Below are 14,121 nucleotides of genomic sequence, written 5' to 3'. Positions count from 1 at the left end.
ATTATGGGGCATGGAAATTACGGCTGAGCAGCTGTTAACTGGTTTTGGTGATACGCTTTATATGGTTGCCTTATCCCTATTATTTTCAGTTGTGATTGGACTTCCGCTGGGAATCTTACTTGTCATAACTAGGAACGGTCATATCTTGGAGAATAAGTGGGTATTCAATGTTTTGAACCCCGTTATTAATATTTTACGGTCTGTTCCATTTATTATTTTACTAGTTGCACTTATTCCGTTTACTAGATTCGTAGTCGGTACAGCGATTGGCACAAATGCAGCAATCGTTCCCTTAATTTTTTATGCAGCGCCTTATATCGCTCGCCTTGTGGAAAATTCACTCTTGGAAGTAGATAAAGGAATTATTGAAGCGGCAGAAGCAATGGGAGCGACGACATGGCAGATTATTTTTCGCTTTTTAATTCCAGAAGGACTTAGCTCGTTGGTTCTTACGTTTACAACAGCAACAATCGGTCTTGTCGGCGCTTCAGCAATGGCCGGAGCAGTTGGAGCAGGGGGAGTGGGTGATCTTGCTTTAAGTTATGGCTATCAACGCTTCGATACGATGACCATGATTGTCACGGTTGCAGCCCTTGTCGTTATCGTTCAATTACTACAATCAACTGGAAATATCGTGTCAAAAAAAATCAGAAGAAGATAATTGGGGGAAAAACAAAATGAAGAAATTATTAATTGCAATCTTAATACTGGCACTTGCTGTCTTGTCAGCATGTGGAAAAAATGAAGTAAAAGGCAATGCAGATGGTGAAAAAACAGTGAAAGTCGGCGTTAGTAGTGGGGATACAAGAACATGGGATTATATCGTTGGTATCGCTAAAGAAGAAGGGTTGAAGATTGAGCTCGTTAAATTTAATGATTATATCCAGCCGAATCTAGCATTAGCTGAAGGGGAGATTGATGCAAATTCCTTTCAAACGGTTTCTTATTTTGACGAATTTATTAAAAAGCAAAAGTTGGATTTAGAAGCAATCGGTGCGACGGTTATTGCTCCAATGGGGTTGTATTCAAAAAAATATAAGAAGCTTGAGGAACTGCCAGAAGGTGCAACAATTGCTGTACCAAATGAAGGAACGAACTTTGGACGTGCCTTATTACTTTTACAAGAAGCGGGTTTGATTACGTTAGTTGAGGATTTTGATGGAAACGGTGCATTAAATAAAATTGCAACCAATCCGAAGAATTTGAAGTTTGAAGCAGTGGCAGCTGGCAATACACCGCGATTCTTAGATGATGTGGAAGCGTCTGTTATTAATAATAACTTTGCCGTGGAGGCAGGCTTAAAATTAGAGGATTCTTTATTCCATGAAAATGCTACAGCTAAACCATATATTAATATTATTGCTGTGAAAAAAGGGAATGCAGACCGTCCGGAATTACAGAAATTAGTGGAGCTTTATCAATCCAAAAAGGTAGAACAATTCATAGATGATACGTTTAAAGGAAGCCAGATTCCGGCATACGTTTCAGTAGACGAGCTGGTTAATTATAAAGATGCTTGGACGAAACCTGCTGCTAAATAAACTGATACAAAATAAAGTCGAAGCCAAATAGAGATAACGAAACTTTATCTGGCTTCTTTCTAATTAGAAGGGGGCAAGAAACTGTGACTATTGTTAAGGAAGTTCACTTGCAAATCATTGAAGAAGATCTTGAATTACGAGCAAATAAGTATGTTGAAACAAGTCAAAAAATTCATGCGAATCCTGAAATCGGCAACCAAGAATATTTTGCTTCTAATACGCTAACGGCTTTACTAGTTGAAGCGGGCTTTGATGTGGAACGTGATATTGCTGGCCATGAGACGGGTTTTATCGCGAGAAAAAGGTCATCAAAAGAAGGCCCAACAATCGCTTTTCTAGCCGAGTATGATGCATTGCCAGGGCTCGGCCATGCTTGCGGTCATAATATTATTGGTACAACAAGTGTCGCAGCCGGAATTTCACTTGCAAAGGTTCTCGAGGAGACAGGTGGGGAAGTGATTGTATTTGGTACCCCGGCAGAAGAAGGCGGGCCAAATGGAAGTGCAAAAGGAAGCTATGTCAAACAAGGATTGTTTGATGGCGTCGATGCAGCCATCATTATTCATCCGTCAGGACAAACAGGTGTGACGAACCCATTTCTTGCTGTCGATCCGCTTGAATTTCATTTTTACGGAAAAGCAGCCCATGCAGCGGCTTCACCGGATCAAGGAATCAATGCGCTCGATAGCGTCATTCAATTGTTTAATGGCATTGGGGCTCTCAGGCAGCAATTGCCCTCCGATGTAAAAATTCATGGCATTATTACAAACGGTGGCGATGCCCCCAATATTATCCCTGAATATGCATCAGCCCGCTTCTTTATTCGAGCTGAAACATGGAAAAAGTGCAAGAACGTATCTGAAAAAATTCAAAATATCGCTAAAGGTGCAGCCCTTTCTACTGGTAGCACCGTCAAAATTGAACGATTTCAAAATGAAATTTTTAATTTTATCATCAATCCGGTTTTAGATGACTTATTGGCAGAAGAGTTAACCCAATTGGGAGAGACGGTAATTCCTCGAAAAACAACTGGGTATGGCTCAACAGACGCTGGAAATGTCAGCCATGTTGTGCCGACTGCTCATCCGTTTATTAAAATTGGCCCGGATGATCTAATTGCTCACACCAATGAATTCCGTGAATGTGCGAAGTCAGATCAGGGGAATCATGCCATCCTTACCGGTGCTAAAGCCTTGGCATTTGCTGGGTATAAGTTACTTACTGATCAAGAATTACTGAACAAAGTAAAAATTGCTTTTCTTGAAGCAAAGCAACAAGAGCAAGCATAAATCTGAAACGGAAAGGAAGCTCAACTTTATAAGATAATAGTTGTTTTTTTAAATTCGAACTTGATTAATGGGTTTAATCGGAATAATATAAATACAAGTAGACTTTTTATTTGCGTTTACTACTAGACCACCAGAGACTTTGCTCCTTAGCTGCATATATGCAAGGAGTCAAAGTCTTTTATCATTTCAGGCGTGAAGACTCCCACTTCAAATTTTGTATGAAATTAAGTGGTGGATAGTTCACGTGTAGAGGATAGCTGGATATTCAATCGCTGTTTGCATAGATAAACGGGTATATGTACTAAAAAGCTAGAATATGAGGATTTTAGGAAATTATATGCCTAGAAAAGAACAGACGATTTAGATAGTAATGCAAAAAGGGAAGGGGTAATATGGACAATTTACCCAACCTCACTTCACCAAAAATGATGAATCCGCATTGGCTTTTCTAAACGCTATAAGAGTATGGCATCTTTTTTGTCTGTACTTCGGGGAAAGGAGCTTAGAAAATGAACATTGACCACATTGAATCTTTCATGTATGTTGTCCATTTCAGTAGTATTCATAAAGCAGCAGAGGCGTTGTTTTTGTCACAGCCAACGGTTACAGCACGGATTAAAACATTGGAGCGAGAATTAGACATCGAATTATTTGAACGACAAGGGCGAGGGATTGTGTTGACGGAAAAAGGGAAAGAATTCGTTCCGTTCGCCGAGCAGATTATCCATACATTGCAACAAGGGAAGAAGAAATTGAAAAAAGAAACGGATCAGGATGAGGTCGTTATTGGCGCTAATCTTATTACGTCCCAATATTTTATTCCATTTGCACTGCCACTCTGGAAAAAGGCTAATCCCGATATTCGCTTTAAATTCATTTCAGCGTCTAATGATGCCTTGATGGATCAGCTGCTCCGGAAACAAATTGATGTGGCGTTTATGAAAGAAATCGCACACAATGCGCTACAGCAAGAACCCCTTCTTGATAATTCCGTAAGACTCGTTGTAAAACCGGGCCATCCGCTTCAATCGGCTTCGAAATTGTCCGTACAGCAATTAGCAGGTGAACCAATGGTATTTTTTGAATGTGGTGCGTTTAACTGGAACCTTGTTCATAAAATGTTTGAAGTAGCGAATATTGAACCGCGCATCGAATTTCAGGTCGGTCATCTTGAAGTAGCAAAATCACTGATTCAATCTGGCAGTGGGATTGGTTTTTTACCTTACTTATGTATTAAAAGGGAGCTGGAGTCCGGTCAACTTGTAGAAATTAATGTTGATCACTTGCTGATGCTAAAACAACATATTCACGGAACATACTATGGGGCGGACATTCCTTTTTTGTGGGAAGACATTCTTTTATCTATCAAAAAGTTCAAAGAGAACGAATCTAAACGAGTACTTCAACCAGATTGATAGATTTTTTGAATGAATCGAATAAATCTTTCTATCACTGGAAGTATTGCCTTTTGGCTGTTTGGGGTGGTAGGATATAGTTCAGAATTGAAATTGATTATTCGTACCGGAAAAGTATGGATTGGAAATAGGAGGAAAGTGCATATGGGGTATCAGCTTGGTTTGCTAGATCAAAGTCCAATCCAAAAAGGAGCATCACCGTTTGAAGCACTCCAGCAAACTGTACATCTCGCTCAAAAAGCGGAAGAATGGGGCTACTCGCGTTTTTGGGTATCGGAGCATCATCACACGGAACAGTTGGCAGGTTCATCACCGGAAGTATTAATCTCCTATCTTCTTGCTCGAACAAATGCGATCCGTATTGGGTCAGGAGGAGTTATGCTTCAGCATTACAGCTCGTATAAAGTAGCTGAAAACTTTCATGTCCTTTCTACACTAGCTCCAGGACGGGTAGATCTCGGAATCGGAAAAGGACCAGGCGGCCTGCCGTTATCGTCAAAAGCACTTCAGTTTGGAACCGTGAATGATGGTGAAGATTTTGAAGAACGGCTCTCTTTTTTGAACCAATTGCTTGAAAATTCAGTCGACGAAAACCATTCACTTTCTGGCATTCAAGCTTTACCGGTTCCGCCGGAAAAACCGGAAAATTATTTGCTTGGTGCAAGTGTAGAGAGCGCTAAATTAGCCGCTAAATATGGTTGGAATTTTGTGTTTGCTCGCTTCATTAACAGCGACATTTCCGTTCTTGAAGAAGCTGCCAATGCGTTTCATGCTAGAAACGAACGAGGGCGTCTTCTAGTATCGGTTGCAGTTATAGCTGCCCCTTCCAAGCAAGAAGCCGAACAGCTTGCTTTGGATCACAAACTGTTTAAAGTTCATCTCAAAAGCGGCCGCACGGTAACCGTTCAGTCGGCAAAACAAGCGGAGACGTTTGGTAGTCAAGCAGGTGAGCCATATGAAGTGTCTGAACAAGAGGCTAACATCATTGCCGGAACACCGGTATTTATTAAAGAAGAGTTAGCACATCTTCATAACACATATCAAGTGGATGAGTTTATTTTGCATTCACCGGTTCAAACAAAAGAAGAACGATTCCGGACGTTTCAATTATTAAGTCCGACATATTCTGAAGAGAAAAAGAATGAAGAAGAGTATATTTTGTAACAAAGCTGTTTGATAGCCCGAAAGCTCATTTAAGAAATCAAGAATTTAAAGTTAGAGGAGGAATTTATTATGTCAAAATCATTAAATGTAGTTGTATGGTCAAAAGAAGGATGTCACTATTGTGCAGAGGTCAAACAATTTTTAGAAGAAAAACAGGTGGATTATCAAACCATTGATGTGACAAATCACGATGAACGACGCGATATTTTAGAAGCTAAATATGGTATTCGTCATGTACCTGTAGTTGAAATTGGTCAGAACGGTATGTATGAAGGGGTTACAGAAATTGGAATTAGTCATCTTGAAAAGGTGCTTGCTCCATATTTACAAACTAACTAATTTTTTTATAAATAAAACATACTAATTTCATATGAATAATCATAATTAGTGAGAGGGGAAATGAAAATGTCCGAACAAAGAAAATTGAAATTGGGAACGATCATACATGGCGTTGGTGGCAATATTTCAGGATGGAGACATCCAGAAGTTCAAGGAGATGCGAGTGTAAATTTTGAATTTTATAAGTATCAAGCACAAAAGTCAGAAGAAGCGAAATTTGATTTTGTTTTTATAGCAGATGGATTGCATATTAATGAGCAATCGATTCCCCATTTCTTAAATCGTTTTGAACCCATTTCTATTCTATCGGCTCTTGCTGCTGTTACTTCACGAATTGGTCTTGCCGGAACCCTGTCTACATCATATAGCGAACCGTTCAATGTTGCACGTCAGTTTTCTTCACTTGATCATATTAGTAAGGGACGTGCGGGATGGAATGTCGTAACATCTCCTCTTGAGAAAACGGCATTAAACTTCAGTAAATCGATTGAAGAACACCCATATCACGCAAAACGTTACAAAATCGCTGCTGAATATATTCAAGTCACGAAAGGCTTATGGGATTCATGGGAAGATGATGCATTTGTCAGAGACAAAGAAACCGGTGTATTTTTTGATCCTGAAAAGCTCCATCAACTGGATCATAAAGGAGAATTCTTCTCTGTGGAAGGCCCGCTTAATATTGCTCGTTCACAACAAGGGCGCCCAATCATTTTTCAAGCAGGTTCTTCAGAAGATGGTAAAAATCTTGCAGCAAAAGAAGCGGATGCTATATTTACACACCATCCTTCATTAGAAGAGGCTAAAGAATTTTATCAAGATGTTAAAAGCAGGGCTACTGCTTTCGGACGGAATCCAGATGAGATTCTAATTTTGCCAGGGATCGGACCGATCGTCGGTAAAACGGAGGAAGAAGCGGAACAAAAATACCAAGAAATTGCGAACTTGATGACAATCGATAAAGCACTTGCCTATTTGGGAAGATATTTTGAACATCACGATTTCTCTCAATATCCATTAGATGAACCGTTCCCGGAATTGGGTGCATTAGGACAAAATAGCTTTAAAAGTGGTACAGATCGAATTAAACAAGAGGCGAAAGAGCAGAATCTGACACTTCGTCAAGTTGCACTAAGGGAAGCGACACCGCGTACTCCGTTTATTGGAACTCCGTCCAAAGTAGCAGATCTTATTCAAGAGTGGTTTGAGGCCTGCGGGGCGGATGGATTTATTATCTCTTCTAGCATTCCAAGCAATCTGACAGATTTTACTGATCATGTTGTGCCTATTCTGCAAAAACGAGGACTGTTCCGGACGGAATATGAGGCCGATACATTACGAGGTAATCTCGGTTTGCCATTCCCGATCAATAGGTATGTACAAGAATCAGTAAAAAAATGATGGGGGTGGATTTAAGTGAAGAAATGGCCTAATTGGACAAAAACATTAACGGTTGCCACAGCTTTTTTGCTTCTTTTAGCGGGATGTTCCAATGGAGCAAGCACGAGTAACAGTGAAGATACAAGCGGGAAGGAATCAACAGGTGGTGAGCTAACATATGCGTTGGCTACATCACCGGATACATTGGATCCACATCGAAGTGGACTCGCGGTGTCTGTCCGCGCATTTAGAACGATTTTTGATAGTCTCGTTGTGCAAACAGCTGATAATACGATTCAGCCTTGGCTTGCGACAGAATGGACGGTTTCAGAAGATGGAAAAAGTTATACCTTCAAATTACGTGAAGATGTAACCTTCCACGATGGGACACCATTTAATGCGGAAGCAGTGAAGTATAACTATGACCGAATTATAGATCCGGAAACGAAAGCAGCAAACGCGTTGGCACTTATTCGTCCGTATAAATCGTCAGAAGTCATTGATGAATACACGATCAAAATTAATCTTGAAACACCTTCTGCTGCTTTTCTGAGCAATTTGAGCCAGGCATTGCTTGGAATAGTATCACCAACAGCAGCAAAGAAGGATGGAGATCAGTTCGGCAAACATCCAGTAGGTACGGGACCTTATAAGTTTGTCAGCTGGATAGAAAATGCAGATATTCAAGTCGAAAAAAATAATGATTACAAATGGGCACCTTCCATTGTAGAAAATGATGGAGCTCCATATCTAGATAAAATTACATTTAAAATCATTCCAGAAGAAGCAACGCGAATCGGCAGTGTACAAAGCGGCCAGGTCCTTGCAGCGGAAACAGTCCCACCACAAAATATTGTGTCTTTAAAAGATGATCCCAAAACTCAATTGCTTCAAGTAAATACACTCGGCTTACCGTATACACTCTTTTTTAATCAAAGAAATAAACCATGGAATGATGTAAACGTTCGAAAAGCAGTCCAGCTTGCGATCGATGTTGATGCGATTGTTAAAACATTGTATATGGGGACTTACGAACGAGCGTGGTCGCCTCTTTCACCGGGCATGTTAGGATACGATGAATCACTTGAAAATAGTGTAAAGCCGGACCTAGATGAAGCAAATAAACGACTAGATGAACTCGGCTATAAAAAAGGCTCGGATGGCATTCGCGAAAAAGATGGTAAAAAACTTACTTTGAATTATGTCGATGGTTCTCCTAACCGTGAAAAAAGGAATGATATAGCCGTTATCATTCAGCAACAGTTAAAAGAGATCGGAATCGCAGTGGACATTAATATTACAAAAGATACAGCTACGGTTATCTATCAGAATGCGGATTACGATTTGTATGGAAACAGTCAAGTAAATAGTGATCCAAATTCGCTGCTTGATATATACCATACATCAGATCCGGAAAAGGAAGCCGCGCGAAGAATGTTAGGTGGAGGCTCTGATCCAGAATTAGATAAATTGCTAGAGCAAGGTACAATCGAACATGAGCCGGCAAAACGTGAAGAAATTTATAAAAAAGCGCAACAAATCATCATTGAAAAAGCAGTAATTATCCCAATTTACGTATTTCCATATACGGTAGCAGCATCTAAAAAGGTAAATGGCATAACATTCGATTCATTAGGCTATCCGCTATTCAATGATGTACGTATTGGACAATAAGAGAATGGAAAGGAGCTGGTATGTATGACATTAATCAGCAAAGCGCTGGTGAGAATTGCAAATTCATTCGTATCGGTTTTAGGCTCCTTAATCCTTGTATTTTGTATCATCTATTTGCTTCCGGGGGATCCTGTACTTTCAATGATAGATCCATCTGTCGCAACACCTGAAATGATCGAAAATTTGCGTAGGGAATTAGGGCTAGATCAACCGTTTTATGTGCAATTTGTTGAATACTTCACTGCCATTTTACATGGAGACTTTGGTCAATCCTTAATCAATAGTGATCCAGTCTTACCTAAAATTTTAATGCATTTTTCGGCTACACTTATTTTGACACTGACAAGTACCATTTTTTCGATAGTGATTGGGGTAACATTAGGTGTTCTATCCGCCATTTATCGTAATAAATGGATTGATATTTTGGCTCGTTTAGTTGGGTTGTTTGGTATTTCGATGCCAACATTTTGGTCTGGAATTTTACTTATACTGATTTTTTCTGTGAATTTGAACTGGCTTCCCGCGATGGGATCTGATGACTGGAAAACCCTTATCTTGCCTTCTCTTGCTCTTGGTTTTGTTGGTGCGGGTTTAATAATCCGAATGGTACGAACCAGTATGCTAGAAGTGGTGAATGAGCAGTTTATCGTTACTCTTCGTGCCAAAGGGCTGTCGGAACGGGTGGTCATGTATCGTCATGCACTCCGAAATGCGCTCATTCCAGCCATTACGATTATTGGCATGAATATTGGCGAGATGATGGCTGGCACAGTCGTAATTGAAACGGTCTTTTCGAGACAGGGAATTGGGCGAATTATTGCGGATGCGATTATGGCAAAAGATTTACCTGTTATTCAAGGGGTGATATTTTTCAGTGCGATTGTCTACGTCATTATTAATCTTTTAGTTGATTTATCGTACTCAGTCATCGATCCAAGGGTACGAAGATCTCATTAAATCCTTGAAAGTGCGCGTTTATCCCGCATTAACGGGTAGTAAACCCCCACTGATTGAAGTTTTACTTTATAAAGGAGTGGCATTGGATGAAAGAGGCAATTAATTCCAAAACTATATGGAGCGCCCCGAAATGGAATTTAATCAAGCTTAAAATAAACTTGTCGGCTTCGAATTTATTCGTTTATGTAGCAGGAATGATTGTGCTGTTTATCGTGGCGTGCGCGCTATTTCCGCAATGGATCGCACCATATTCGCCTACGCATATGCATACAGAATTTATTTTAAGTCCTCCTAGTGCATTGCACTTACTAGGGACAGATTATTTTGGCAGAGATGTGCTTAGTCTTGTTGTGTATGGAAGCCGAGATTCTTTAATTATTGGCGTTGTGTCCGTTTTGATTGGAGGGGGGATTGGCGGAGGACTGGGCGCGTTAGCCGGTTATGTTGGAGGTGTGGTGGATATGATCTTCATGCGCTTTACTGACATATTGATGACGATTCCGGGTATCCTGCTCGCCTTAGCCATTGCGGCTGCTCTTGGACCGAGTTTAATGAACGTTGTCTTAGCGGTTGCGGTCTCTTCTATTCCGGGATATACGCGGGTAATGCGGGGACAAATGATGAGTATAAAAAAACGGCAATTTGTGGTGGCATCCCGTTCCATCGGTACTCCCAATTGGCGCATTCTAATCTGGCATATCCTGCCGAATTCTTGGTCCCCATTACTTGTCATGGCAACGATTGGCCTAGGTACTTCCATATTGGTTGGTTCAGGTTTAAGCTTTCTTGGATTAGGTGTGATTAAGGAAATTCCGGACTGGGGAGCATTGCTCGCTCAAGGAAGAGGCTATTTAACAACAGGATGGTGGATTTCGACATTTCCTGGTCTCGCTATTACACTTTTTGTCCTTTCCGTAAATATAATTGGTGACAAACTTCGGGATATGTATGACCCGAAAACGAAGTAGATTGATGAAGTGAATCTAGCATCAGTAAGGGGGCTCTTCATCCCTCGCTGAAGGTTCGTTACATTGGGATAAAAGGAGGGATGCAGATGTCACAATTGCTAGACATACAGCAGCTGAAAGTCGACTTTACAACAAAAGACGGCTATTTAACAGCTATACGGGATGTTTCTTTTCAAATTAAAGCTGGGGAAACGGTCTGCATTGTTGGAGAATCTGGAAGTGGAAAAACGGTCGCATCCAAATCAATTATGCGATTGATTGATTACGAAAATGGGAAAATAGCAGATGGGGATATTAGACTGAATGATGTTGACTTGACGCAACTATCTCAAAGAGAGTTACGTGCCATACGTGGTAAAAAGATGGCGATGATTTTTCAAGAACCGATGGCGGCTTTCGATCCCGTGTTTACGATAGGCAACCAAATTATTGAAACGATCCTAGCGCACAAACAATCGAGCACGGAAAAAGCCAGAAAACGTGCCATTTATTTACTACAGCGGGTCGGCATATCGGACGCAGAATTACGGTTAAAGCAATATCCGAATGAGTTATCTGGAGGCATGCTACAACGTGCAATGATTGCGATGGCACTTGCTTTGGGACCTGATTTACTTATTGCGGATGAGCCAACAACCGCACTAGATGTTACGATTCAATCCCAGATCTTGCAATTACTTCAAGAATTAAAAACAGAGTTTGGCATGTCGATCTTATTGATTACCCATGATATGGGAATTGCAGCTGAGGTGGCAGACCGAATTATTGTGATGTATGCAGGTGGCATTGTTGAACAGGCAACGACATTACAACTATTTGAGTCGCCACATCATCCATATACACATGGACTGCTTCAGTCTGTTACAACAATCGACAGTGATCGGAGTAAAAAGCTTTTTTCAATTGAAGGCTCGATTCCAGGGTTATCGGATTTGCCATCCGGATGCCGGTTCCATCCTCGCTGCCCGTATGCGACAGAGCGCTGCTTAAATGAAGCACCTCCCTTATTGGATGTAAATAATCGGAAGTCGGCTTGCTGGTATTCAGAAGAATTAGTAAAGAATGATAGCTGGAAGAAGCCTACTTTGCAGACTACATCTGACCTACAGCGTCCTCGGAAAAAAGAGCAGCCTCGTGAAAAGTTGTTTACGATTCAAGAACTTAGTAAATTTTATCCACTAGGTAATCGTACATTTTCAGGAACTTCATCCTTCGTTAGAGCGGTGGACAACGTGTCTTTTACAATTGAAAAAGGGGAAACATTTGGTCTTGTAGGTGAATCTGGAAGTGGGAAATCGACATTAGGACGTGTTCTTTTACAGTTAGAGAAAGCGTCCGGTGGGAAAGTCTTATTTCAGGATCAAGATCTTTCGAAGTTAAGTAATAAAGAATTGCGAGAGACGCGAAAGCATATGCAAATGATTTATCAGGATCCATATGGTTCTGTCAATCCACGTTGGAAAGTTGGCGACATTATTGGTGAACCACTGCAAGTCCATCAATCGCTAACTAAAAAGGAAAAACGGATTAGAGTGCAAGAGCTCCTAGAGGCTGTTGGATTAAATAAAAACAGCTCGGAGCGCTATCCACATGAGTTTTCAGGCGGTCAGCGGCAGCGGGTTGCGATTGCAAGGGCAATTGCGCTCAATCCTCAATTTATTTTAGCGGATGAAGCTGTTTCTGCACTAGACGTATCTGTTCAGGCACAAATTGTAAACTTGATGCAGGAGTTACAAAATGACCTTGATTTAACCTATTTATTTATTGCGCACGGCTTAAATATTGTCCGTCATATTTCAGATCGTATTGGGGTTATGTATTTAGGTCAGTTGGTTGAAATTGCTCCGAGTGAAGAGTTATTTAAACATCCTGCTCATCATTATACGAGGGGGCTTATAGGTTCAATCCCGATTGCTGATCCAAGGCATCAAAGAGAGATAATTTCTATACATGGGGAAATTCCATCCCCTGCAAACCCTCCGTCAGGCTGCCGTTTTCATACGCGTTGTCCTGCAGCAACGGCTCGTTGTCGGGAAGAACAGCCCTTATTCCGTGAAATAGATAGTGGGCATTGGGCAGCCTGTCATCATCCTGCGTAATCAAGATACAGAGACAAATGGAAAATAGCAGAGCTATTCCATTTAAAAAGTGACTAAAAATAGATTATGATGGAATAGTTAGTAAATTATTTATGGAAATGAGGTTATGTAATGAGTTTAACTGTTAATCCTGTTGAGAATCTCACAACTGAAGTTGAAGAGCACCGTAAAGCAGAACATTCTGTTAGTCCCTTATTCTTAAATCGTTGGTCACCAAGATCATATTCTGAACGTAAAGTTTCAGATGAGGATTTGACAAGTATTCTTGAGGCAGCACGTTGGGCACCATCCGCCTTTAACGATCAGCCTTGGCGTTTTTTTGTAGCGAAAACGGAATCACAATTGAAAGCCTTTCATGAATTTTTATCACCATTCAATCGCATCTGGGCAGAAAAGGCTCCGGTACTTATATTGATTGCATCAATGAAAAATAGAGACAACGGCGATCCAAATGGATCTCATGCATTCGATGCAGGTGCAGCTTGGGGAAATTTAGCAATCCAAGCAACAATGCTTGGATTGAGCACACATGCAATGACAGGGTTTGATAAAGAAAAAGCTCGGCAATTGTTAAATGTTCCAGAAGAATTAGATATTCAAGCCGTCATTTCAGTAGGCTATCGTGGCGAAAAAGAAGCGCTTGATGAGAAATTACAAGAACGTGAAAACCCTAGTAGTAGAAAGCCGTTACAAGAGGTTATTTTTGAAGGAACTAAAAATGCATGACTGGAAGATGTTTTCAAAATAAAGACTATCATTGTCGGATAAAATAAGCTACTTGGTGTATAGATTTATTAAAGTATGTACACGCAATAGGTGGAGGAGAGTGTCTCAAAAGGGTCAGAACCCAATGAGTCGCCCTCCTCATTTTCATTCATATCGAATGTCATTGGATATTTTTTAAAAATGGTTTGGTTTAATATATGGATGAAATTGTTGTTTCAAATCTGGAAGAATTACCACTTGGAAAAGATTTATCTCGCATGAACGGGTAAGGAAGTAAAATGACTATTTCATTTATAAATGTGTTATTTCAGGGTGACGAATCAAAGTTGAGTTCACTAGCTGCAGAAGCAGTATATAAACAAAGCCCAGAAAGTTATTGGGCATTTCATAAAGAGCTATTTAAAGCACACCCTAGTGAAAACCACGATGTATTGTGGATAACAAATGAGAGAATTTTGGAAATAGCAAATACTATTCCTGACATTGATGTACAACAATTACAAGGAGAAACAAACGGGGCTGGAAGAAGTAGAGAAAGACTCAAATTTAGTAAAAGAGTTTAAAGTACA

Annotated in this window: 13 protein-coding genes; all 13 read left to right on the top strand. The window is 40.4% G+C overall.

Annotated elements, in window-relative coordinates; translation table 11 throughout:
* Positions 1 to 10: 10 nt before the first annotated feature.
* The 13 genes from AC625_RS20060 (at position 11) to AC625_RS20000 (ending at position 14,115) form a co-directional block, all read left to right on the top strand.
* Positions 11 to 661: a methionine ABC transporter permease gene (locus AC625_RS20060; protein ID WP_049683840.1), complete on the top strand. Its 651-nt coding sequence runs from the start codon at positions 11 to 13 to the stop codon at positions 659 to 661.
* A gap of 16 nt (positions 662 to 677) precedes the next feature.
* A complete protein-coding gene (locus tag AC625_RS20055; RefSeq protein ID WP_049682905.1) occupies positions 678 to 1,541 on the top strand; it encodes a MetQ/NlpA family ABC transporter substrate-binding protein in 864 nt (287 codons plus the stop codon).
* Between the two features lie 83 nt (positions 1,542 to 1,624).
* A complete protein-coding gene (locus tag AC625_RS20050; RefSeq protein WP_049682904.1) occupies positions 1,625 to 2,830 on the top strand; it encodes a M20 family metallopeptidase in 1,206 nt (401 codons plus the stop codon).
* A gap of 509 nt (positions 2,831 to 3,339) precedes the next feature.
* Positions 3,340 to 4,245: a LysR family transcriptional regulator gene (locus AC625_RS20045; protein WP_049682903.1), complete on the top strand. Its 906-nt coding sequence runs from the start codon at positions 3,340 to 3,342 to the stop codon at positions 4,243 to 4,245.
* Positions 4,246 to 4,389: 144 nt separating this feature from the next.
* Entirely contained in the window at positions 4,390 to 5,409 is a 1,020-nt protein-coding gene (locus AC625_RS20040) for an LLM class flavin-dependent oxidoreductase (RefSeq protein ID WP_049682902.1), read from the top strand.
* 69 nt (positions 5,410 to 5,478) lie between these two features.
* Positions 5,479 to 5,748, top strand: coding sequence for a glutaredoxin family protein (locus AC625_RS20035; protein ID WP_049682901.1), 270 nt, complete (start codon positions 5,479 to 5,481; stop codon positions 5,746 to 5,748).
* A gap of 66 nt (positions 5,749 to 5,814) precedes the next feature.
* Positions 5,815 to 7,149, top strand: coding sequence for an LLM class flavin-dependent oxidoreductase (locus AC625_RS20030; protein WP_049682900.1), 1,335 nt, complete (start codon positions 5,815 to 5,817; stop codon positions 7,147 to 7,149).
* A 15-nt stretch (positions 7,150 to 7,164) separates the two neighbouring features.
* Entirely contained in the window at positions 7,165 to 8,802 is a 1,638-nt protein-coding gene (locus AC625_RS20025; RefSeq protein WP_049682899.1) for an ABC transporter substrate-binding protein, read from the top strand.
* A gap of 24 nt (positions 8,803 to 8,826) precedes the next feature.
* Positions 8,827 to 9,759: an ABC transporter permease gene (locus AC625_RS20020; protein WP_049682898.1), complete on the top strand. Its 933-nt coding sequence runs from the start codon at positions 8,827 to 8,829 to the stop codon at positions 9,757 to 9,759.
* A gap of 86 nt (positions 9,760 to 9,845) precedes the next feature.
* On the top strand, positions 9,846 to 10,727 hold the full coding sequence (locus AC625_RS20015) for an ABC transporter permease (protein ID WP_053178152.1): 882 nt from the start codon (positions 9,846 to 9,848) through the stop codon (positions 10,725 to 10,727).
* A gap of 86 nt (positions 10,728 to 10,813) precedes the next feature.
* The gene (locus AC625_RS28265; RefSeq protein ID WP_049682897.1) at positions 10,814 to 12,826 is read left to right on the top strand and encodes an ABC transporter ATP-binding protein; all 2,013 of its coding nucleotides are present in this window, start codon (positions 10,814 to 10,816) and stop codon (positions 12,824 to 12,826) included.
* 111 nt (positions 12,827 to 12,937) lie between these two features.
* Positions 12,938 to 13,552 (top strand): nitroreductase family protein, encoded by a 615-nt coding sequence (locus tag AC625_RS20005; RefSeq protein WP_049682896.1) that lies wholly within the window; start codon positions 12,938 to 12,940, stop codon positions 13,550 to 13,552.
* A 278-nt stretch (positions 13,553 to 13,830) separates the two neighbouring features.
* Positions 13,831 to 14,115 carry a DsbA family protein gene (locus AC625_RS20000; protein WP_053178150.1) on the top strand — a complete coding sequence of 95 codons (285 nt, stop codon included), beginning with the start codon at positions 13,831 to 13,833 and terminating at the stop codon, positions 14,113 to 14,115.
* Positions 14,116 to 14,121: the final 6 nt, after the last annotated feature.

The sequence above is a fragment of the Peribacillus loiseleuriae genome (assembly GCF_001183985.1).
GTDB classification, from domain to species: domain Bacteria; phylum Bacillota; class Bacilli; order Bacillales; family DSM-1321; genus Peribacillus; species Peribacillus loiseleuriae.
This window is presented reverse-complemented; position numbering and strand designations above follow the sequence as displayed.